Annotated in this window: 21 protein-coding genes and 1 pseudogene; 12 read left to right on the forward strand and 10 right to left on the reverse strand. The window is 41.9% G+C overall.

The annotated features are described in order from the left end of the window. Nucleotides 1-8 precede the first annotated feature (8 nt). Nucleotides 9-515, forward strand: coding sequence for a glycine cleavage system transcriptional repressor (locus tag G337_RS0111770; RefSeq protein WP_028864060.1), 507 nt, complete (start codon nt 9-11; stop codon nt 513-515). A gap of 130 nt (nt 516-645) precedes the next feature. Here G337_RS0111770 and G337_RS0111775 read toward each other — a convergent pair whose 3' ends face one another. Both G337_RS0111775 and fldB read right to left on the reverse strand, forming a co-directional pair. Continuing rightward, nucleotides 646-2,166, reverse strand: a complete 1,521-nt coding sequence (locus tag G337_RS0111775; protein WP_028864061.1) for a DUF3360 family protein — start codon at nt 2,164-2,166, stop codon at nt 646-648. A gap of 325 nt (nt 2,167-2,491) precedes the next feature. Next, nucleotides 2,492-3,010 (reverse strand): flavodoxin FldB, encoded by a 519-nt coding sequence (fldB, locus tag G337_RS0111780; protein WP_028864062.1) that lies wholly within the window; start codon nt 3,008-3,010, stop codon nt 2,492-2,494. 36 nt (nt 3,011-3,046) lie between these two features. Here fldB and xerD (G337_RS0111785) point away from each other — a divergent pair, with 36 nt between their 5' ends. The 6 genes and pseudogenes from xerD (G337_RS0111785) to G337_RS0111805 all read left to right on the forward strand — a co-directional run bounded on the left by xerD (G337_RS0111785) (nt 3,047) and on the right by G337_RS0111805 (nt 8,452). Continuing rightward, nucleotides 3,047-3,943, forward strand: a complete 897-nt coding sequence (gene xerD, locus G337_RS0111785) for a site-specific tyrosine recombinase XerD (RefSeq protein ID WP_028864063.1) — start codon at nt 3,047-3,049, stop codon at nt 3,941-3,943. 38 nt (nt 3,944-3,981) lie between these two features. Then, nucleotides 3,982-4,092: pseudogene (gene xerD, locus G337_RS28205) on the forward strand (site-specific tyrosine recombinase XerD); the annotation flags it as partial. Nucleotides 4,093-4,109: 17 nt separating this feature from the next. Beyond that, on the forward strand, nt 4,110-4,244 hold the full coding sequence (locus tag G337_RS28210) for a tyrosine-type recombinase/integrase (protein WP_084605351.1): 135 nt from the start codon (nt 4,110-4,112) through the stop codon (nt 4,242-4,244). A 107-nt stretch (nt 4,245-4,351) separates the two neighbouring features. Continuing rightward, nucleotides 4,352-5,107, forward strand: coding sequence for a bifunctional protein-disulfide isomerase/oxidoreductase DsbC (dsbC, locus tag G337_RS0111795; protein WP_037027382.1), 756 nt, complete (start codon nt 4,352-4,354; stop codon nt 5,105-5,107). A gap of 162 nt (nt 5,108-5,269) precedes the next feature. After that, complete coding sequence (gene recJ / locus G337_RS0111800; RefSeq protein ID WP_028864065.1) at nt 5,270-6,994, forward strand: single-stranded-DNA-specific exonuclease RecJ; 1,725 nt, start codon at nt 5,270-5,272, stop codon at nt 6,992-6,994. 39 nt (nt 6,995-7,033) lie between these two features. Continuing rightward, nucleotides 7,034-8,452 (forward strand): transporter substrate-binding domain-containing diguanylate cyclase, encoded by a 1,419-nt coding sequence (locus G337_RS0111805; RefSeq protein WP_157619294.1) that lies wholly within the window; start codon nt 7,034-7,036, stop codon nt 8,450-8,452. 50 nt (nt 8,453-8,502) lie between these two features. On the opposite strand, the gene trmL is transcribed toward G337_RS0111805, so the two are convergent. From trmL to G337_RS0111820, 3 genes are all read right to left on the reverse strand, one after another. Beyond that, nucleotides 8,503-8,967, reverse strand: coding sequence for a tRNA (uridine(34)/cytosine(34)/5-carboxymethylaminomethyluridine(34)-2'-O)-methyltransferase TrmL (gene trmL / locus G337_RS0111810; protein ID WP_028864067.1), 465 nt, complete (start codon nt 8,965-8,967; stop codon nt 8,503-8,505). Between the two features lie 17 nt (nt 8,968-8,984). Beyond that, nucleotides 8,985-10,334 carry an ATP-binding protein gene (locus tag G337_RS0111815; RefSeq protein WP_028864068.1) on the reverse strand — a complete coding sequence of 450 codons (1,350 nt, stop codon included), beginning with the start codon at nt 10,332-10,334 and terminating at the stop codon, nt 8,985-8,987. Nucleotides 10,335-10,426: 92 nt separating this feature from the next. After that, on the reverse strand, nt 10,427-11,134 hold the full coding sequence (locus tag G337_RS0111820; protein WP_028864069.1) for a response regulator: 708 nt from the start codon (nt 11,132-11,134) through the stop codon (nt 10,427-10,429). Nucleotides 11,135-11,421: 287 nt separating this feature from the next. Here G337_RS0111820 and G337_RS26140 point away from each other — a divergent pair, with 287 nt between their 5' ends. The 4 genes from G337_RS26140 (at nt 11,422) to G337_RS0111840 (ending at nt 14,208) form a co-directional block, all read left to right on the forward strand. Continuing rightward, nucleotides 11,422-11,886 (forward strand): Spy/CpxP family protein refolding chaperone, encoded by a 465-nt coding sequence (locus G337_RS26140; RefSeq protein ID WP_051303195.1) that lies wholly within the window; start codon nt 11,422-11,424, stop codon nt 11,884-11,886. Between the two features lie 70 nt (nt 11,887-11,956). Beyond that, nucleotides 11,957-12,910, forward strand: coding sequence for a cation diffusion facilitator family transporter (locus G337_RS0111830; RefSeq protein ID WP_028864070.1), 954 nt, complete (start codon nt 11,957-11,959; stop codon nt 12,908-12,910). 2 nt (nt 12,911-12,912) lie between these two features. After that, on the forward strand, nt 12,913-13,692 hold the full coding sequence (cysE, locus tag G337_RS0111835; RefSeq protein WP_028864071.1) for a serine O-acetyltransferase: 780 nt from the start codon (nt 12,913-12,915) through the stop codon (nt 13,690-13,692). Between the two features lie 285 nt (nt 13,693-13,977). After that, nucleotides 13,978-14,208 (forward strand): cell division protein ZapB, encoded by a 231-nt coding sequence (locus G337_RS0111840; protein ID WP_019615861.1) that lies wholly within the window; start codon nt 13,978-13,980, stop codon nt 14,206-14,208. Nucleotides 14,209-14,367: 159 nt separating this feature from the next. Here the strand turns inward: G337_RS0111840 and rraA are convergent, their stop codons facing one another. From rraA to pyrB, 3 genes are all read right to left on the reverse strand, one after another. Further along, nucleotides 14,368-14,895, reverse strand: coding sequence for a ribonuclease E activity regulator RraA (gene rraA, locus G337_RS0111845; protein ID WP_028864072.1), 528 nt, complete (start codon nt 14,893-14,895; stop codon nt 14,368-14,370). A 213-nt stretch (nt 14,896-15,108) separates the two neighbouring features. Further along, on the reverse strand, nt 15,109-15,564 hold the full coding sequence (pyrI, locus tag G337_RS0111850) for an aspartate carbamoyltransferase regulatory subunit (RefSeq protein ID WP_028864073.1): 456 nt from the start codon (nt 15,562-15,564) through the stop codon (nt 15,109-15,111). Between the two features lie 8 nt (nt 15,565-15,572). Further along, nucleotides 15,573-16,508, reverse strand: coding sequence for an aspartate carbamoyltransferase (gene pyrB, locus G337_RS0111855; protein WP_028864074.1), 936 nt, complete (start codon nt 16,506-16,508; stop codon nt 15,573-15,575). A gap of 257 nt (nt 16,509-16,765) precedes the next feature. Here pyrB and dacB point away from each other — a divergent pair, with 257 nt between their 5' ends. Then, nucleotides 16,766-18,211, forward strand: a complete 1,446-nt coding sequence (dacB, locus tag G337_RS0111860) for a D-alanyl-D-alanine carboxypeptidase/D-alanyl-D-alanine endopeptidase (RefSeq protein WP_028864075.1) — start codon at nt 16,766-16,768, stop codon at nt 18,209-18,211. 72 nt (nt 18,212-18,283) lie between these two features. On the opposite strand, the gene srmB is transcribed toward dacB, so the two are convergent. Both srmB and G337_RS0111870 read right to left on the reverse strand, forming a co-directional pair. Then, nucleotides 18,284-19,645: an ATP-dependent RNA helicase SrmB gene (gene srmB / locus G337_RS0111865; protein ID WP_037027384.1), complete on the reverse strand. Its 1,362-nt coding sequence runs from the start codon at nt 19,643-19,645 to the stop codon at nt 18,284-18,286. A gap of 174 nt (nt 19,646-19,819) precedes the next feature. After that, complete coding sequence (locus G337_RS0111870; RefSeq protein ID WP_028864077.1) at nt 19,820-21,373, reverse strand: response regulator; 1,554 nt, start codon at nt 21,371-21,373, stop codon at nt 19,820-19,822. Nucleotides 21,374-21,712: the final 339 nt, after the last annotated feature.

A 21,712-nucleotide genomic window follows, 5' to 3' on the forward strand; every position in this document is an offset into this window, starting at 1 on the left:
GTAAGTTTATGAATGTTCAAATAATGGTCACAGTTAGCGGCTCAAATCAAACTGACTTAGTAAAAGTATTATCAGAAAAAACCCATGCTTTAGATGGTAAATGGTTAAACAGTCGAATCAGCCATATAGATGATTATTTTGCCGGACTTATTAAAATCGAAATTAAAGCGGAGAATGTTGCAACGCTGCTTAGTGAATTCAAAGCCTTAGATATTCATGTTGAGGCTGTTGAGCAGGGCAGCGTTTCACAGACTAAATCAACGCACTTAAACTTAAGTATTGATGCCAAAGACCGCCCAGGTCTGGTTAGTCAGATTTCACAGGTGCTTAGTGAAAACAGTATTAAAGTTGAAGATATGCAGTGCCATCGTTTAGGTCTGCCTGATATCGGCGGTACGGTATTTACCAGTCAGTTTAAGATAGCAGTTTCCGACAGCTTCAATAAGGATCAGCTGATTAATTCTCTGCAGGAGATAGATACTGATTTAGTTATTGATTTACGTGCTCAAGCCTAAATATATTCGGGAATAGTAAAAATAAAAGGCCGACTAGTCTGCGCTAGTCGGCCTTTTTGCGCTTTAATCTCTGACAAATAAAAAAGGCGCCTTGAGAGGCGCCTTTATCATATTCTTACTTTGCGAACCGTTATAGAAGCGCTGGAATACCGTATTTACCTTCAAACATACCAACTGCAAGCATAGCGATGAAACAGATAACTAATACTGTACCAGGGATGATGATTTTATCTAAAAACGAAAGTTTAGTAGCACGTTCTTTATCACCAATCAGGCCGTTGTTATCAAGCAGCATAGTTAATGCCCAGGCAAGTACCGGGTTAAATACCGCTGCTGAGAAGATACAGATACCGGCAGACTGTGAGTCTTTAGTATTTTTAATCATCTGCATACCTGCTTCAAGTAATGGTAAGAATACACCAACAAGCAGAGCAACACGCATTACAGGAGGCCATACCGCAACATCCATAGGGAAACCTAAGATTGCAATAATGATACATAAAGAACCAAGCAGGATTGCACCGCCTGGAATCGGGCGTTTAGCGATTGCCGCCGGAATCATGTAAGTACCCCAAGATGACGTGATGTTACCACCGCCAACAGCAGTACCAACGATTTGACGAATTGAACAGGTTGTCATTGTATCATCAACATCCATTAACACTTTATCAGTGTTTCTCGGGTAGTTTAATTCCTGGAAGATACGGTGACCTAGGAAGTCTGGCGACCACATTGCTACTGCTAAGATTGCAAACGGCAGTGATGCAATGAAGTGCTCTAGGTTTGGTAAACCAAGCATCCAGCCTTCAGTTGTACTTCCCCACCAGTAAACAGGGTTAAGGTTAGGAAGCCCCATTTGAGTTTCAAAAGTTAAGTCAAAACCAGCACCTGCAGCAAGAGCAATCAGTAAACCGGTAATTGCACATGCCGGAATTGCTAACCAGCGTTTATTGATACGTGCAAGGAATGCGTAAAGAATAACGTTAACAGCAAGCACAACCAGGCCGACATAACCCATGCTTCCAGCAGCAACATCAGCAGATTCTAAACCTTTAGACCAGCTCTGAATCATTCCAATCTGACTGAATGCACCGGTGAAACCTAAGAATACTAATAAACCGCCGGCAACACCTTCACTGGTTAAGTTAACCAGTTTCGAACCGCCTTTAAAGTAACTAAGTAATAGACCAAATACACCTAATAATAGTGCCAGTGCAAGAGGGTGAGCACCAGCCAGTGCAATTGCACCGATTAATGGAATCATTGGACCGTGGTTACCCGCTAAGTTAGCGCGCGGGTTAAGAAAACCTGATGCGATAACACAGAAAAGCAGTGCCGGGATAAGCATCTCTACACGAGAAACTTCGATAGCAAACTCTTTACCAAGAGTAATATGCGGCCAGGCTTCGGTCAGCCCGTCAGCCCATGACATCATAACCGCAGAGTACATTGCGATAATACCGATAGTACCGGCGATTGCAGGAACAAGATCTTCCCATTCAAATCGGAAATCACGACCAGGAAGGTTTAAACCCCAACGGCGTGGTTTCATAATCTGCAGTTCATGGTCTAAGTAGTCTGAACGAGTCGCAAATTCACTTGCGGGCTTATGCAGTTCGCTATAACTCTTAGTTTGTTTTTCATCCGACATAATCGGGTACTCCCTCACGGTTAGAGTGTTTTAATTTTAAAAGAATTAGGTAATAGGATTTAACTGGTAAATGAAGCGGTAATATATAAAACGACCAGCTATTTCCAATTTTATTGGTCGCGTAGCTTAACGAATACGTTTTAAATCAGGTTGATCTGGATCAGGATAGTAACGATGCTGAAATTAAATAACTAAAAAGTAATGGTTGAAATGTGATCTGTGATGTAAAAAAAAGCCTTAAAGCTACTTTGTTGATCGTATTTCGATCAACAAAGTTAAAATCTGAGCATTTTCGGTGCTGCTGCAGAGCCTCAAATAAGCTGATTTACAGTAATAACTCGATCTCCTGGAGAATTTGTAAACACCACTGCTCGATACGCTCATCACTAAGCTCATATTGAGAGTCTTCATCAAGTGCCAGACCCATAAACTGTGTGCCGTCTGCAGTTAATGCTTTAGATGCGCTGAACTGGTAGCCTTCTGTCGGCCAGTAACCGATAAACTGCGGGGCCTGCGGAGATAACTGTTGATGGAGCATACCCACTGCGTCAATAAACCATTCTCCATAACCTTCCTGATCACCTAAGCCGTATAAAGCGATTATCTTGCCTTCCGCATTAACTGACTCAAGTTCATCCCAGATTGCTCCCCAGTCTTCCTGCAGTTCGCCGTAATCCCATGTGGAAATACCGAGAATAAGAATATCATAATCATTTATCTTGCTAAGCGGCTCGGTTTTTATGTTAAATACATCCACTAGATCTGCACCTATGCAGGCTTGAATTTTTTCAGCCGCGATTTCTGTATAACAAGTGCTGGAACCGTAAAATAAACCAATTTTCATAATTAAAACCTTAGCAGGAAAGAAGAGGAGAGTTTAATGGAAGAATTAACCATTGACCAATTTTTAGATTCATTATGGCTAGAGCGGGGATTATCAAAAAATACGCTGGATTCTTATCGTCATGATCTGCGTCTGGTTGAAGATTTCCTGCATAATAACGGCCGGACATTAACTAATGCCGATTTTTCGGATTTAAGTGATTATTTCAGTTTTAGATTAAACTGTGACAAAGAATATAAGAACAGTTCAACCGCCCGTTTGATGAGTGCCTTACGCCGTTATTACCAGTATTTATGCAGAGAGAAAATCAGACAAGATGATCCCAGCGCAAAACTGCAAAGTCCTAAAACCATTAAACCACTGCCGAAATCGTTATCCGAGTCTGAAGTTGACGGTTTGTTATCAGCTCCGGAACTTAGTGATGTGGTGCAGTTTCGTGATAAGGCTATGTTAGAGCTTTTATATGCAACGGGGCTGCGTGTTACAGAACTAGTTGGTTTAACCATGGAGGAGATAAATCTGCAGCAGGGGGTGGTGCGTATTACCGGTAAAGGTAACAAAACACGCCTGGTTCCTTTAGGTGAAGAAGCGGTTTACTGGGTTGAACGCTACCTTGAAGAGGCGCGGGCAGAGCTGCTGAAAGGGCAGAGCAGTGATATTTTATTCCCCAGCCGCCGTGCAAAAGTAATGGTGCGGCAGACATTCTGGCATCGTATTAAATTTTATGCGCAGGTCTGCGGGATAGATAAGGAAGCATTATCTCCCCATGTATTGCGTCATGCTTTTGCCACACATTTATTAAATTATGGTGCAGACTTAAGGGTAGTGCAGATGTTATTAGGCCATAGTGATCTATCTACAACGCAGATATACACCCATATTGCGCAGGACAGGTTAAAGGATCTGCACCAGGAGCATCACCCGAGAGCGTAGCTGCTTATTAAATTATGTTATGAAGTAAAAATCTAAGAGTAGTGCAGATGTTATTAGGTCATAGTGATCTTTCTACAACGCAGATATACACCCATATTGCGCAGGACAGGTTAAAAGACCAGCATCAGGAACATCATCCGAGAGCGTAACTACTGCTTATTAAATTATGTTATGGAGTAAAAATCTAAGAGTAGTGCAGATGTTATTAGGGCATAGTGATCTGTCTACAACGCAGATATACACCCATATTGCGCAGGACAGATTAAAAGATCTGCATCAGGAGCATCACCCGAGAGCGTAGCCGCAGACAATTGTTACAAAATTTAAACATTCACAATTAAGGCTGTTCTGGGCATAATCACTGTTATATTATTTTTTCCCTGATTTTATGACCAACTTGAGGTTTTTATGCGGACTATTTTTTCAAAAACAGGTGTGGCCTGCTTATTTGTATTAACCAGCTTCTCTTCTTTTACATCTGCGGCTGAATCTATTTCAAAAGAGATCTCAGAAAAGATCCAGGCAAAAATGCAGATGCTTAACATTCCAGTAAGCTCTGTCAGTAAATCTACTGTTGACGGTTTATATGAAGTGACTGCCGGTGGAGAGGTTTATTATATTAGTGAGAATATGAAGTATCTGGTGCACGGTAATATTTATGATTTAGATAATCAGATGCATAATTTGACGGAGCAGAAGCGCTCTAAACTGAGCAGAGATAGAATATCAGCCAACCTCAGTAAGTTACAGGCTTTTGAGAAAGACATGATTGTTTATAAAGCAGAAGATGAAAAACATGTCATTACTGTCTTTACCGATACCAGCTGCGGCTACTGTCGTAAGCTGCATGAACAGATTGAAGATTATAATAAGTTAGGTATTACTGTTCGCTATCTGGCTTTTCCACGGAGCGGCCCTAACACTGCTACCTATAATACAATGGTTTCAATCTGGTGTGCGGATGATCCTGTTGCTGCCATGAATCTTGCTAAAAGCGGTAAACAGCCGGAATATAAAACTTGTAAAAATACGGTTAAGGAACAGTATGAGTTAGGTCAGTTTTTCGGCGTTAGGGGCACTCCGGCGATTATTTTAGAAGACGGCTCGCTTAAACCTGGGTATTTACCGGCAAATCGATTAATTCAGGTGTTAGAACAAAAATAATAGCGGACACTTTATACACCCATTCTACTTCGAGCCAGCCTCTTTAGTTTCTGGTTTTTGCATCTTGAGGTAGGTTGGGTATAAACTGCACCGATATTTCTCTATCGTGCAGTTTATACCAATTGCATACGTATTTTTTTTACCGGAGCAATGGTTTTATTTATGACCCCAATTCAAGTAAAAACTAGAATCCCAGTTGATTGTGGTTTTCTTAATCTTTCCTGCTCACCGCTGTTAAAGCAGCTTTATGCTAATCGCGGTATCAATAGTGCGCTCGAGCTGGACAACAGCACCAAAAACTTGTTAGCCGCCAGTCAGTTAAAGGGCATTACGGCCGCCTGTGAACTGCTCTATCAGGCGTTATTATCCTCGCAGAAAATAATTGTTGTCGGAGACTTCGATGCCGATGGTGCAACAAGTACTGCATTGAGTATTTTAGCGCTGCGAGCATTAGGTTTTAGTAATATTGACTACCTTATCCCCAACCGCTTTGATTACGGCTACGGCTTAAGTCCCGAAATAGTTGATTTAGCAATAGGGAAAGGCGCGCAGCTGCTGATGACCGTTGATAATGGTATTTCCAGTATTTCCGGTGTTAAATATGCAAAAGATAAAGGCCTGCAGGTCTTAGTGACAGACCACCACCTGCCTGGTGAAGAGCTGCCCGATGCCGATGCCATTGTTAATCCTAATCAATGTGGTTGTGATTTCCCTAGTAAAAACCTTGCCGGTGTCGGTGTGGCCTTTTATATCATGCTGGCGCTGCGTTCATTTATGAACAGCAAAGGTTATTTTGAAAATATTAAAGCGCCTAATCTTGCATCTTTGTTAGATATTGTTGCTTTAGGTACAGTTGCCGATGTGGTTACTTTGGATTCTAATAACCGTACCTTAGTACAGCAGGGATTAGCCCGTATTCGTGCCGGCGTATGCCGTCCCGGGATTAGTGCTTTAATTAATGTTGCTAAACGAAATCAGGCGCAGCTTGTCGCTTCTGATCTAGGTTTTTCACTGGGGCCAAGGTTAAATGCCGCCGGGCGCTTAGACGAAATGAGTTACGGGGTTGAGCTGCTGCTGTGTGAAAATCCAGAACGGGCGAATATTATTGCTAACGAACTTGATGCACTGAATCAGTCCCGCCGTGAAATTGAACAGGGCATGCAGGATGAAGCGTTAAAAACACTGGCGGACTTAACTGTAGATGAAAAAAATATTCCCTATGCTATCTGTCTGTTTGAAGCTGACTGGCATCAAGGTGTGATCGGCCTGGTTGCTTCGCGGATTAAAGAGTCTTATTACCGGCCGACTTTTGCGTTTGCTAAAGCTGCTAATGGGGAAATAAAAGCTTCCGGACGCTCTATTCCCGGTGTGCATCTGCGCGATATGCTGGGTCTGGTTGATAAAAAAATTCCCAATGTAATTTTAAAATTCGGCGGTCACGCAATGGCAGCCGGTCTTTCTCTGAAAGAGCAGGATTTTAAACTGTTTGAGAAAACATTAAATGAGGTTTTAAATGAACAGCTTGACTCAGAACTGTTAAACAATGTTATTTTGTCAGACGGACAGTTAAGTTCAACTCAGTTTAGTCTGGAGCAGGCGTTGGAGCTGCGGGATGCCGGTCCATGGGGGCAGGGGTTCCCTGCTCCACTGTTTGACGGTTCATTTAAGCTGTTACAGCAGCGTCTGGTTGGCGCTAAGCATCTAAAAATGACGCTGGAAATTGACGGTACTGTAATTGATGCAATTGCTTTTAATGTTGATCTTGATTTTTGGCCTAATCCATTGGTAAAAAAGGTTTATTGCGCCTACCGTTTAGATATTAATGAGTTCAGAGGAAACCGCAGCGTACAGATAATAGTGGAGTTGTTACAACCCGAAAACCCTTAACCGTAAACAAGTCGATTTATTAAAGACAAGGAAAATTTTTTGCGATTACTCTTTTTGTTATTTTTGATTGCGTTTTCTGTGCAGCTTACGGCCTCGGAAAAAACGCTCTATGCGCAGGAGTCAGATAGTTATATCACGGAACAAAGTGAACTTGTTTTTAGTGAACAGGAGTTGCGCTGGATGGAAGATAATCCGACTGTCACTGTGATTGGTGCTCCTGCCTGGTTTCCCTATGAAGGTTTTGATGAAGAGGGGCAGTTTGTGGGTATTGTGGCTGAAGTTCTGAAACTGATTTCAGAAAAATCAGGGTTAAAGTTTGAAGTCACTAATACAAACAGCTGGAGTAATACCATACAGCTCGGCAAAGTGCAGAAAGCTGATATTATCTCAGGCAGCACTTCTAACCCGCAGATTGAAAAGCAGTACCGCGCAACTTACAGCACCATTGAAAATCCGGTGGTGATGATTGCTCGTGGAGATATTCATCATATTACTGACTTAAATGCAGCCAAAGATCTGCGTATCGCAGTGATGGGACAAAGCGGCTACGGGCAGGAGATTATTGCTAATTATCCGGATATTGATTTTGTTAAAGTTGACTCTATTAATGAAGCACTGCTGGGCGTTGCAGATGATAACTATGATGTGGTTTTATTAAGTATGGCGGAAGCCAGTTACCAGATGGCGCAGTTAGGCCTTTATGAACTGCGTGTTGTTGGTATTACCGATATCCATATGCAGTTAACCCTGTTTGTTAACCGTGACAAACCGGTATTATGGAACATTATCAATAAAGTTAAAAAAAGTGAAACAACCCAGGAACGCCATCAGATATTATCTAAGTGGGTACAGTATAAATATATAGACCGCTCTTCACCCGGGCGTATGCGTGTCTCACTATTTCTTATTGCTGTGATTATGGTTTTTCTTTTGTATCGCCATAGTTTATTAAAGAAACACAGCAGGCAGCTGAAAGCTCTGTCGCAGACGGATAAATTAACCGGCTGTTGTAACCGCCTCTACCTGGATCAGGTTTTACGCCTTAAAATTGCACAAAGTCAGCGTTATAAAACCAGATGCAGCCTGATTCTTATTGATATAGACCACTTTAAGCTGATTAATGATAATTTGGGTTATCTGCAGGGAGATAAGGTATTAGCTGCGCTTAGCGGTTTATTAAGCAGTAGACTGCAGAGCGGTGATGTCTTAGGCCGCTGGGGGGGCGGGCAGTTTTTAATAGTCTGTCCGGAAACCAGCCTGAATGAAGCTTCGAGGCAGGCAGAAGAGATAAGAGCTGCGGTTAACCGCTTTGCCTTTTCAGGAGGAGGGGAACAGACGGCCAGCTTTGGTGTTGTTCAGTTTAATGATAATGAATCAGTTGAAAAATGCCTGAGCCGTGCTGATGATGCTCTGCATTCAGCCCAAAAAAACGGCTTTAATCAAGTACATGCTTCTTAAGCTTATAAACTCGCTATTAAGGGATAATACTCCCCTTAATAGCTGTCGTTTTATACTGCACCGTCAAAATCAAGCTGGCGCCAGGCTTCATAAACAAAGACTGATACTGCATTAGACAGGTTCATGGAGCGGCTTTCAGCCTTCATTGGAATGCGCAGCTTTTGTTCAAGCGGCAGTGCATCTAAAATTTCAGCCGGTAAACCACGGGTTTCCGGACCGAACAGTAAAATATCTCCCGACTGAAAAGCCGCGTTACTGTGAAATGTTGTGGTTTTTGTGGTGCAGGCAAAAATTCTTTTTCCGGCAGTCGCGTTTAAAAATGCCTGGTAATTCTTGTGACGGTGAACATGGGTCATTTCATGATAATCAAGTCCGGCTCTACGTACTTTTTTATCATCCAGGTCGAACCCCAGCGGTTCAATTAAATGTAATACGCAGCCCGTATTCGCACACAAACGGATAATATTACCTGTGTTCGGCGGAATTTCAGGTTCAAACAGAGCGACTTCAATCATCTTATTTACTTCTTATATTATGAAAAACGGGGGAATTGTAAATGCATACATACCTGCTTATCAATATTTTCCGCCCAAATTTTACCGCCGTGTTTAAGCATGGCGTTTTCTGCAATACTCAAACCTAAACCGACCCCGCCCGTTTCTCTGTCTCTGGATTCATTGAGGCGATAAAAAGGACGAAAAATATTAGTCAGTTCACTCTCCGGGATTAATTCGCCGTCATTTTTAATGGTTAAAGTAATTGTTGACGGAGTCACTGCAATATAGACGCTGATTGTCTGCCGGGCATATTTAATCGCATTACGGATAATGTTCTCTATTGCCCGGTAGGCAAGCTCCGGGTAAATATTGATTGTTGTGGATGTTAATTCCGGGTAGGTAAAGGTTTTTGCATACTCATCTGCTTCAAATTTAGCATCCAGTAATAAATCTCCTAAAAACTCATTTAATGCAATGTCCTCTTTTCTGTCGTGAGTTAACTGAATGCGCGAAAGGTTGAGCATTTCTGCAATCATCAGCTCGATTCTTTGTGTTTCAAGCTCGATCCGCTGCAGTTCCTTACTGTCTCCTGCGTGTTTTTTATTGATTGCAAGTGCAAGGCCCAGGCGGGTCAGGGGAGAGCGCAGTTCATGGGAAATGTCACTGAGCAGCCGCTGCTGGTTATTAAGCATATTTTTTAAGGAAAGCACCATCAGCTGCATGGAGCTGGCCAGCTGCGTAATTTCATCACTGTTTTTTATCTCAGGAAACTGTGTATCGAGGTCTCCTTGAGCAACCTGATTGGCAACATCTTTTAACTGACGCAGCGGATGGGTTAAGTGCCATGATAAAAATGCACACAGCGGAGTGCTCACCGACAGGGCTGTGATAAGCAGCAGCAGCGGATTATCAATCAGCCACTCAATTAAGGCCAGTGACTCTTTCCTGTTCGGGGTTGAGACGTAGAGAAAAAGAGACTGCTGTTTATATTTGATAAGCGCAGGGCCTAAATAGGTTCTACTTTTATTTACTTTTTTTAAGGGGATTTGCGCTTCATTACTGTCAAGAATAAACTGACGTATTTTTCTTGGAGCACGATCATTAATTAAACGGCCGGACGCATCAGTGAAAAAAATACTGCGGGATCCTCTTCTAGGATCTGAATTTATTAATTGTACTGCGTTGGCTTCCGGATGGCGCTCGATATACCGCTGAATACGGTGTTTTTCTTTATTTAAGATGATAGAGTCAATTTTTGTAAGCGGCTGCAGCTGGCGACCGTCAAGCTTGGGTAATAAAATTAATGCGGTTGTCAGGAGCAGTATTAATAACCAGAAGGCTAGAAATATTTTGATAAAAAGTGAATTTAATGAAGTCAGCCGCACAGTAAGATCCCGTTATAAAAGATCTTACTATAGCAGTAAATCAGGCGCCGGCTAAACAGCTAAAGGCGCCTAACTGTAGAAGTTAATATTTACTAACTTGCTTCCTGCGTCAGCGTTTCACCTTCCAGCCACATGTAACCGCGTCCTCGGAAGTTTTTAACACGGGTCTGACCGTCAAGTCTAGCGGGTAGTTTGCGGCGCAGGTTGCTTAAATGCATATCAATACTGCGGTCAAAAGGCTGCAGTTTTTTACCTAGAACCTGCTCGCTAAGCTCTGCCTTTGAGAACAGCTCTCCAGGGTTATGCAGGAATTTTTCCAGCAGCAGCAGTTCTGTACCGGTTAATTCAATAGTAAAGTCCTGGCAGATCGCCTGCTGTTGAGCAGGGAACAGTTCGATATCTAAATGTGATATCTTGCTGTGAACTTCTGCGCTTTTATGCTGTGTACGGCGTAAAATAGCACGAATACGGGCAAGCAGTTCGCGTTCGCTGAATGGTTTTGCCAGATAATCATCTGCACCCATTTCAAGCCCTAACACTTTATCAATTTCATCGCCTTTGGCGGTGAGCATTAATACTGGAATTTCACTTTTTTGCCGTAATAACTTTAACATTTCAAAACCGTTCATGCGGGGCATCATGACATCAAGCAAAATCAGATCATAGCTGCCTGTAAGTGCTTTCTGCAGACCGCTTTCACCATCAAAAGCAGTGTCGATATTGAAGTTTTCAAGAGATAAAAATTCGGCAAGTAAAGAAACAAGTTCTTTATCATCATCAATTAAGAGTAGATTTTTCATATTGTGACCTTAAAAAATACCTCTGTATAAGGGTAAGTCACTTATAAAGAGGTTAAAGTAAAATTAAATTCATCTCTAATTCAAATCCATTCGTAGTAAAGAGTTAAGTTGTAAGCGTAATGCATATTTTATTGATGTGGGTATTAAACAACATTTTAAGCCATTTGTAATAATATTTACACTTCTTTACACAACATTACCCATGCTTTACGTTGGGCTGCATGTGCTGTTTTATACTTGTATAAATGACTAATTATAGTCAAATACATTTCTGACAGGAGAATATTATGAACTCATTATTAAAAAAAGTGCTGCTGGCAAGTGTGATTATTCCTCTTACTTTTTCTACGGCTTATGCCAAGTCAGGGGGCAAGGGAGGTCACCACGGTATGCCGTTTAAGGGAATGCTTAAACAAGTAGATCTGACTCCTGAGCAGCAGGCTGATATAAAAATTATTATGCAGAATTACCGCAGTGATAAAAAAATGCAGAGCAATAATAGAGGAACTTTTCATGAACGTCAGATGGCAATAATGAAAGCCTCTGACTTTGATGAAGCGCAGGCGGGCGCTTTAATTGATGACAAAAATGCACTTAGAAAAGAGGCGCAGCTGAAGAGAATGCAGATGACCTTTGATATTTATCATTCTTTGACCCCGGAGCAGCAGGGGAAAATGGATCTTCTCTTTGAACAGCATCAACAGAAAATGCAGGAGAAAATAGATAAACGTGCTCAGCAGAAGAATAAATAATCCCAACTGGTGTAAGTAATTAAACAAGTTATAATAATGCCTTCATAAAGCGACATATTGAAGGTATTTTTTGCACAACAATCTCACCAAAGAAGAGTATGGACGATTAGTTAAGTTTGCAGGGCGGGCTGCCATAGCTGCGGCTTCTTTATTAATTGTCGTCAAATTGACTGCCTGGATAATGACCGGCTCTGCAAGTATTTTAGCTGCATTAACTGATTCGTTAATGGATGTTATGACTTCGATCATCAACCTGTTTGCCATTAAAATTGCACTGCAGCCGGCCGATGATAATCATCGCTTTGGTCATGGTAAAGCAGAAAGTCTGGCTGGTTTGGCGCAGGCCGCATTTATTTCCGGTTCTTCAGTATTACTTATGTTTAATGGTATTTCCTCGTTAGTTAACGATAATCAGATCGTCGCTTCTAATGTGGGGATCGCGGTGATGATTTTCTCGGTAATCGTGACTTTTGCGCTGGTTTCATTTCAGTCTTATATTGTGAAAAAAACCGGAAGCATGGCGATAAAGGCTGATTCATTACACTATCGAACTGATATTGCCCTGAACGGTGCCGTGCTCCTGGCATTAGTTTTAGCCGGCATGGGCTGGCACTGGGCAGATGGACTTTTTGCTATTGCGGTCAGTTTATATATCCTGCATGGTGCCTGGGAAATAGGCACGCAGTCTATTGATGCCTTAATGGATAAGCAGCTGCCGAAAGCAGAAGAAGAGCAAATTATTAAAATGGCCTATCATATACCGGGCGTGCTCGGGGTGCATGATCTGCGTACTCGCCAGTCGGGTAATACCAAGTTTATTCAGCTGCATTTAGAGCTTGATGACGACCAGAGTTTATTTGATGCACATAGCAAGGCGGATAAGTTAGAGGCTGCCCTGGAAGGAATATTCCCGCATGCGGATATTCTTATTCATCTGGATCCTCTTTCTGTTGTTCCGCTAGAAAAACAGAATGAAAAACTACAATTTGAAACAAAGCCAGTTAACTTCAGTAAGGATACTTAATAATGGAAGCGGTTCAGCAGCAGCTATGGGAAAAAATCAGGGAAGAAGCGCGCAGTTTTTCTGCGAATGAACCTGTTTTAGCAAGCTTTTTTCATTCAACAATTTTAAATCATCACAGCTTAAAAACAGGATTAAGTTATCAGCTGGCAAACCGTTTAGACAGCCATACTATGCCTGCAATTCTGATGCGTGAAGTTATTGATGAGGCCTTCGATAAATCTCCGCAGATTATTAATGCCGCTATGGCAGATATTATCGCCGTACAGGATCGAGATCCTGCTGTTGAAGATTATTCCACTCCGCTGCTGTATTTAAAAGGTTTTCATGCTCTGCAGGTGCATCGTGTTGCAAACTGGTTATGGAAAGAAAAACGTATTCCTTTAGCCCTGTATTTACAAAACCGCGGCTCAGAACTGTTTGGTGTTGATGTTCACCCTGCTGCGTCCATTGGTCAGGGTATTATGTTTGACCATGCTACCGGTGTTGTTGTCGGTGAAACGGCTGTGATTGAAGATAATGTATCATTACTGCAGGGAGTTACTTTAGGCGGTACAGGTAAAGCCTGCGGCGATCGTCATCCGAAAGTCCGCCAGGGGGTGATGATTGGAGCCGGGGCGAAAGTATTAGGCAATATTGAAATCGGTATCGGCGCAAAAATTGGTGCGGGCAGCGTTGTTTTAGATGCTGTTCCAGCTCATACAACGGTTGCCGGAGTACCTGCTAAAATTGTCGGCCGCCCGTCCTGCGAGATGCCGTCACTTTCGATGGAGCAGGATCTGTAAAAAGGCTTTACCTATATCTGACGAGTATATTTGTTTGTAAATTTTCCAGCTTAGCTGCATAAGGCCTGCTTTCCCATATAGCGGGCCTTATACAGCCAGAAGTGCTGTTAACTCGGCTGATTAACTTTAGAAGGCAGTATGAGCTCTGTAATTTCTCGATAATTTTATAATATTACTGACAAATCAAAAACAATGGTTGAATAAGCAGACTGTAATGCTTATTCTCACAGAATTAAACGAACATTAACCATGTCAAATGACATGCATTCTTTTTAGGGGCGAGTGATGACATTAGATCTATTAGAAAAATTAGAAAGCAAAATTCAGAATGCGGTTGATACAATTGCATTACTGCAGATGGAAGTTGAAGAATTAAAAGAAGATAAACGAAGCCTGGCGGAAAAGAACGGTTTATTACAGGCTGAAAATATCAAGCTGAGCGAAGAGCACCAGCAGTGGCAGTCTCGTTTAAGCGCGTTAGTTGGTAAAATCGAACAAGCCGAAGAAACTGTATAAGTTATTTGTGCCGTACCGTTAAAAAGCTGTTAGTTTTTCAAATACAAAAAAGCCCGCTTAACAGCAGTTAAGCGGGCTTTTTAATGTTCGTTAATAATACCAAATCCATTTTTCCTACGCCTAAATAGATTATTTAATTAGTGGAATTGGTATAAGCATTTATTGTACTTCTAACTCTTCTGTTTCTTCATTGTCATCGCTGTCGTCAGTCTCTAAAGGCTCTGGCGAAATAATGATGCCTGTGCTGTCGGCATAAAGAATATCTTCAGGCAGGAAAGTCACACCGGCAAAGTTAACCGGAGCATTTGTTTCTCCAATATCAGAATCCTCTGCTCCAACCGGAATAGCTGTAATTGCCTGAATACCGATATCTAACTCTTCAAGAATATCAACTTCCCGCACGCAGCCGTTTACAACAATACCTTCCCAGTCGTTTTCAACGGCAAGCTCTGCAATATGTGCGTTAATTAATGCGCGGCGTAATGAGCCTCCGCCGTCAATAAGCAGTACTTTACCTGCACCGTTCTCTTCCAGGGCTTTGTAAATCAGCCCTACAGACTCAAAACACTTAATGGTGACAACTTCACCGGCAAAAGAACTACGACCACCAAAGTTTGTTAATAGAGGTTCAACAACATCAACGGTGTCGGCATAAATATCGCAAAGAAGAGAAGTATTATATTGCATTATCAGGCTCGCCTATGATTAGAAAGGTAGTAGTACCTAAGCTACTTGAATATATGAACGATCCAAGTGATTGATAATAAGTATAAACCTAACTTGTTCTTTTACAATCTTGTTTTTATGGTCAAAAACACAGTTTTCTACTTTGCTTGATGAAAATCAATAGCTGTCCCGGACCGCTGTGCGGGCAGGGACAGATCTGCAGAATGTTTTTGTTCAATCCAGCTCAGTAAAAAATGAACGTTGAAAGGACTTTTCACAGTAATGGCACTTCAGTTTTAAGACGGATTTGTTATTAACGTAGAAACGAGTTTTTACCGGTTCATTATGGCTTATACAGTTGCTGTTCGGACAGGCTAATACGCCGATAAATGAGGACGGCAGCTGCACCGGAAACTTATTGACTACTTTAAAGTCTTTTATCTGATTTATTGTGGCATTCGGCGCGAACAGTGCCAGCTGGTTGGCCTGCTCGTCACTGATAAAGGTGTTCTCCACTTTAATCAGATCTTTACTCTTGCCGTTGTGTGTCGACAAATTAAGGCCGATTGTTATTTTTTCATTAGTCTGAGTAAATTTGAAAAACTTCAGTATCTTAACTCCCTGCTGAGCAGGAATATGATCAATTACTGAGCCGTGTTGAATCGCTTCAACTTGTAATTTTTTCTGCATCATTGTCTTTAAACCTCTAGTTGAAACTGGTTTGTTAACAGTAAGGCAAGTAATGCCTGTCGTGCATAAACACCGTTTTGCGCCTGCTGAAAATAATAAGCATAGGGCGTGTCGTCTACATTATTATGAATTTCATCAATACGCGGCAGCGGGTGCAGTACTTTTAAATTATTACGCACATTAGTGAGCATTTGTGCATTTAATAAAAATGCCGATTTTATATGCTGATATTCAGTTTCATCAAAGCGTTCTTTCTGCACGCGGGTCATATACAGAATATCCAGTGAATCAACAACTTCTTCTATGCTTGCGTGCACCGAGTAGTTAATACCTTTATCCGTCAGTTCTTCCAGAATGTAGTCCGGCATCGCTAGTGCGTCGGGCGCAATAAAATAGAAGTTACAGTTGAACAGTGACAGTGCCTGCGCGAGTGAATGTACCGTTCTTCCATATTTAAGATCCCCGACAAAAGCAATGTTAAGCTTGTCTAAGGTATCCTGCGTTTCATAAATGGTAAATAAGTCTAACAAAGTCTGTGTCGGATGCTGATTCGCACCGTCACCGCCGTTAATTACCGGAATCTCAGTAAACTCAGATGCCAGACGTGCGGCACCTTCCTGCGGATGACGCATGAAAAATGCGTCTGCATAAGAGGAGATCACTTTAACAGAGTCTGCCAGTGTTTCGCCCTTTTGTGCTAATGAGGTATTACCGCCGCTGTCAAAACCGATTATGCTGCCGCCTAGGCGCTGCACCGCGGTTTCAAAGGAAAGGCGGGTACGTGTAGATGCCTCAAAAAAGCAGCTGGCGATAACTTTATTTTTTAACAGTTCAGGCTGCGGAGTTTGTTTTAAGGAATGGGCTGTTTGCAGAATAAGTTCAAGATCTGTGCGGGATAGATCGGCGATTGAGATAATATTTTTTTGGTATAGCGGATTATTCATAGTTTCAGACTCACGGTGAACAAATGGCGATAGAAAAATTATACCACCGCCTGTGAATGAATTCTGCTCTAAGTTCAGTATTTTACAATACTGTTACGGAAAATTTTCTGAATAAAAAACAGGAATAGATGCGCTGATTATGGTGTTTTTCCCGTGCGCGATAAAACTTAAATAAATAATTAATTTCCACTAGGAAAATTGGGTTTACAGAGAATTGGCGTTATGATGGAATTTCTGCTGTTATTGGAACTTTTGTTATGACCCGCTATTTTCTTTATTTTATTGTTTTTCTTCTGCCCTTTAATTTGTCTGCTGAGCAATGGTCTACTTTGCATTCATTATTACCTAAAGGTACGCAGCTTTCATATATTGTTACTGATCCGCTTAAAAAACGTGTCATAACACAATCTCAGCAGGAAACATTACGTACTCCTGCCAGTATGCAGAAACTCCTGACTGCGGCCGCCGCGAAACTTTATCTTGGCGATGAGTTTCGTTATCAGACTACGATTGAGGGGCAGAAAAGCAGGATAAGCAGACGCAGTTATCAGGGCGATATTACCTTTCGTTTTGTTGGTGATCCGACCCTCTTAAGAACAGATATATATAATATGCTTAACTCTTTAAAGCGCTTGAATATCAGAGAGATTAATGGTGATCTACTCCTTAATGATAGGCATTTTAATGGTTATCAGTGGAGTAATGGTCAAGCCTGGAATGATTTAGGGGTCTGTTATACCGCCCCTTCGAGCGCTATAGTTATTAATAAAAACTGTGTCTTAGGTAATTTAAGTTTATCTAAAGCAGATGCTGAAAAAGCCACCCTGTATATTCCAAGTTATGAGCCGGTCGATATCAGCAGTGATGTCTCTGTCGTCACTGCCCGGCAGCGGGAAGAGCAGTTCTGCGATCTTGAGGTGACGCGTAACAGTCAGAACCGTTATCACCTGTGGGGATGCATGGTACCCCGTAATCGTCCCTTCGCTTTAGCCTTTGCGGTTAATGATCCTTTTGAGTATGCGCAGCGGATAATTAGTGATGAATTACAAAAAGCGGGTATAAAAATCACCGGTCAGGTGAAACTGGATAATTCGAATAAAAAGGGCGCCGGGGAGCAGGTTCTAGTTAGCCGTCATTCACCTCCTCTAAGCGAAATGCTGCGGACAATGATGAAGGAGTCTGATAACTTAATTGCGGACAGTCTGTTTAAAACATTAGGTGCGGTGTACTTTAATACGGCGGGTAATTTTCGTAACGGCGGGCAGGCGCTTAAACTGATACTGAATGACCATGGTATTGACTTAGAAAATGCTTATTTAGCCGACGGCTCTGGTTTATCCCGTCATAATTTAATGAGTGCAGAACTGTTTATGTCTGTGCTTAATTATGTGTATTTAAACGATAATAAATTGAATTTGTTATCTACTTTCTCGGTAGCCGGGATAGACGGAACACTGCAGTATCATCCCGCCCTGCGCGGGGATCTGTTTAAAAGAAAAGTTATTGCTAAAACGGGATCAATGAAAGGTGTAACTAATTTATTAGGTATAGTGAAAAGCCCTCAGGGAGATCGGCTTTTTGTGTTAATTTTAAACGGTTATAATCCGAAGCAGACTGCCGTTAAAGCTAAAAAAGAGCCTAAATATGACTTTGAACAGGCATTCTTCGGCGCTCTGATGGATTCTGCCTCAACAGTAAAATGATCTGCGGGCATAAAAAATGCCGTTCATATTAATGAACGGCATTTTTACCAAAAGATTGTTCTCTAGGAACGATTAACTTTCTGATTTATCTTCTTTTTTACCCTGACCGGCCCAGCCTGGCTTGCCTTTCGCTTTAACATTGCGATGGCGCTGTTTGCCCATATCTTCTTTTTTCTTCTGGCGTCTGGCTTTCTGCTGTTTTTTTAATTCTTCAGCACGCTCTTTACCTTTTTTATTTACCGGCTTTTTAGGTTTACGCTGACTGAGCTGTGCTTCTTTGTGTTTTGGACGTAATCCTTTGATCACACGGCGTTTTATTATCTGGTCGGTATAACGTTCTACTTTTGCAAGAATATCGATATCATGTGCTTCAATTAATGAAACCGCTGTCCCTTTTTTACCGCCGCGTGCTGTTCGGCCAATACGGTGAACGTATATATCAGCGCTGCGGGGCATATCGTAGTTAATTACATGAGTAATATCCGGCACATCAATACCACGAGCCGCCACATCGGTAGCGATAAGAATATTGATATGACCAGTTCTGAACTGTGTTAATGCCTGATTACGTTTCTCCTGATCCATCTCGCCGCGTAAATAATTACAAGGGATCTGCAGTTCAGCCAGCTGTGCAACTAACTCGGCTAGACGGTCTCGTGTTTTAACAAAAACAATCACTTTCTGCTGCTGTTCTTCTTCTTTTGCTTCCTGCTGCAGAATCGCCGCTAACAGCTGCAGTTTATGTTCCGGGCTGTCAGCAAGGTGAACCCATTGAATAATTTTTCCACTTTCACGACGTGAAACTTCGGCGGTCAGTTGTACCGGACTGTTTAATACATCACGTGAGAATTCACGTAAACCTTTACCTTCCAGCGTCGCTGAAAACAGGGATGTATGTTTACGCCAGCGTGTTTCACCTGCAATACGATCCATTTCCGCAATGAAGCCCATATCCAGCATGCGGTCGGCTTCATCAAGAACCAGGCACTCTACTTCGCGGCAGTCAAATGCTTCAGAATCGATATATTCCATTAAGCGGCCGGGTGTTGCGATCACGATATCAACATTATCTGTGATTACCCGCTCCTGTTCTTCATAGGAAACACCGCCGATAATACTGCCGACAACAAGATCTGTGCCTTCAACAAGCTGCTGTGCAACACCGCCGACCTGTACTGCTAATTCGCGTGTTGGTGTTAATACTAATATACGTGCAGAACCGCCTTTACGGCGCGGGAAGTCAATTAAACGCTGTACTGCAGGCAGCAGGAACGCCAGTGTTTTACCGGTTCCTGTCGGTGCGCTGGCCATAATATCCTGCTCGTCCATTGCTGGTGGAATCGCTAAGGTTTGAATGCTTGTCGGGCGTTTGTGGCCCATTTTAGCAATGGCGTTTAATAAATGTTGGTCGAGCTCAAGCGCTTCAAAAGACATGCTGGTTTCCAATATTACAAAGACAAAACAGACATTATAAACCAATAGTGATAAAAATTGATCTCAATAATTACTCTGTCGTGGTTTTAATGGAAGATTTATTGGGTTAAATGTAGGAAAAGGGGAAGATGAGTTATCACCTATTGTTATCCGGCTGCAATAGGTGAATTAGTTTTAGTAAATATCTTTATAGCGTTCGTTAACCGCTATAATCTGGCTTTTGTGCTTACGGAATGCTTCCACGACAAGCGGATCAAAATGTAAACCTTCCTGGTCATCAATAAACTGCAGTACTTCTTCCATCGGCCAGGCTTTTTTATAGCACCTGTCATGGGCCAGTGCGTCAAAAACATCGGCCAGTGAGGCAATACGGCCTACTAAGTCGATTTCTTCGCCCTTCAGACCGCTCGGGTAACCTGTTCCATCCCATTTTTCATGATGCTGCAGGCTTATTATGGCCGCATATTTCAAGATATCCTGACCTGAATAACGGACTAACTCATAACCAATCTCAACATGGGACTGCATTATTTTCCATTCTTCAGGGGTAAGCGCACCAGGTTTATGCAGAATATTGTCCGGTATACCTATTTTACCGAGGTCATGCAGCGGCGAAGCCGATTTTATTTTTTCTGACTCGGCAACTGAGTAACCCAGTTCAAGAGCTAAAATACGGGTTATTTCTGCGACACGACGGATATGGTTACCTGTTTCTTTTGACTTGTGCTCGATTGCCTCGCCTAACAGGTATACGATCTCCCGTTGTCCTTCTTCAAGTTCGTGGCGCAGCTCTTCGTTATCAAAAGATGTTTTAGTATTGGAGGCAAACAGTTCCAGTAAAGAGATATCCTGCTCGGAAAGCGGTAAAAAACCTTCAAAGTAAAAAATGATGCAGCTGTCGGAGCTGCTCTGCATATTCATAACAAATGCACTGGTCGTGTAAATATGACGTTGTTCAGCAATACTCTGAGCAATTAATAATGAAACATGGTCTGGTAATTTATCAATATCATCAAGATCGGTAAGGTGCGCAAAATCACCGCGTGATTCGATCAGGTGGAAAACTGTCGGGTTGCAGTAAATACCAATAGAAGAGAGGGTATAAGCTGGTGTATTGGAACACTGCTCAACTAATTTGGAAAGGTAGTTAATAGTTTCACCAACAAGCGCTTCATAGGTGATTGCATCCAGCAGAGCCGATGAGGACTCTACAACTAACTCAAGCCCTTTTTTATTTTTCTGCAGGCTGACAATATTCTGATAAGAACGTAATGTGCTGCACATCAGTGTATCGAGCTTGATACCGCTTAATTCTGTTTTATTTTTATAGTCTGAAATCTCATACTCTCGGATTATTTTCCGTTCCGGCGCCTGACCAGGCTGTCCTGTACGCAGTACTAAACGAGTCGCTTTATTATTCAGTTCATTGCGGATGGTTTCGATAAGCCGTAAACCTGCATCATCTGTTTCCATCACCACATCAATTAATGCAACTGCAATATCATTATGTTCCAGAAAAAGCTGTTCGGCCTCATAGGCTGAATAAGCACTTAAAAAATGAAGCGGGGTGTCTTCCCATTCGAAGTTTGAAAGAACCAGTTTGGTGACCGCATGAACTTCTTCATCATCATCAACGATCATCACTTTCCAGGGGGAAAGATGTAATGAAAATTGATCATCAAGGGCAGTAATATCTTCGTCTATAAAAAGAAGATCATCATCATTCATAAAAAGGTCTCAGAAAAGCTTAATAAATAGGCATTTAAATCAAACATTATACAGCCTGGAAAAAGAGCCCGTATTGCAACGGGTAACTGATTTATTATGGGCTTATTTTTAACATGTTATAGGGTTATTTGTCTTGTTTTCTTGTACTTTGTGATTCGTTTCACGTCATAAATCTGTAGATTTAGGACTCTGCTTGAATTTTAGACTGTTTAAAATTAACTGCCAGATTATTATTGCTCTATCTGCTGTAAGGTAACAGCGTATTTAAAATTAACTTATTAAGCCGGGCGGTCAGTATTAAGTTTAATCAATTCACACCAGGAAATCATTGCTCAGAAA

Origin of the sequence: Psychromonas aquimarina ATCC BAA-1526 (assembly GCF_000428725.1) — a bacterium.
GTDB classification, from domain to species: domain Bacteria; phylum Pseudomonadota; class Gammaproteobacteria; order Enterobacterales; family Psychromonadaceae; genus Psychromonas; species Psychromonas aquimarina.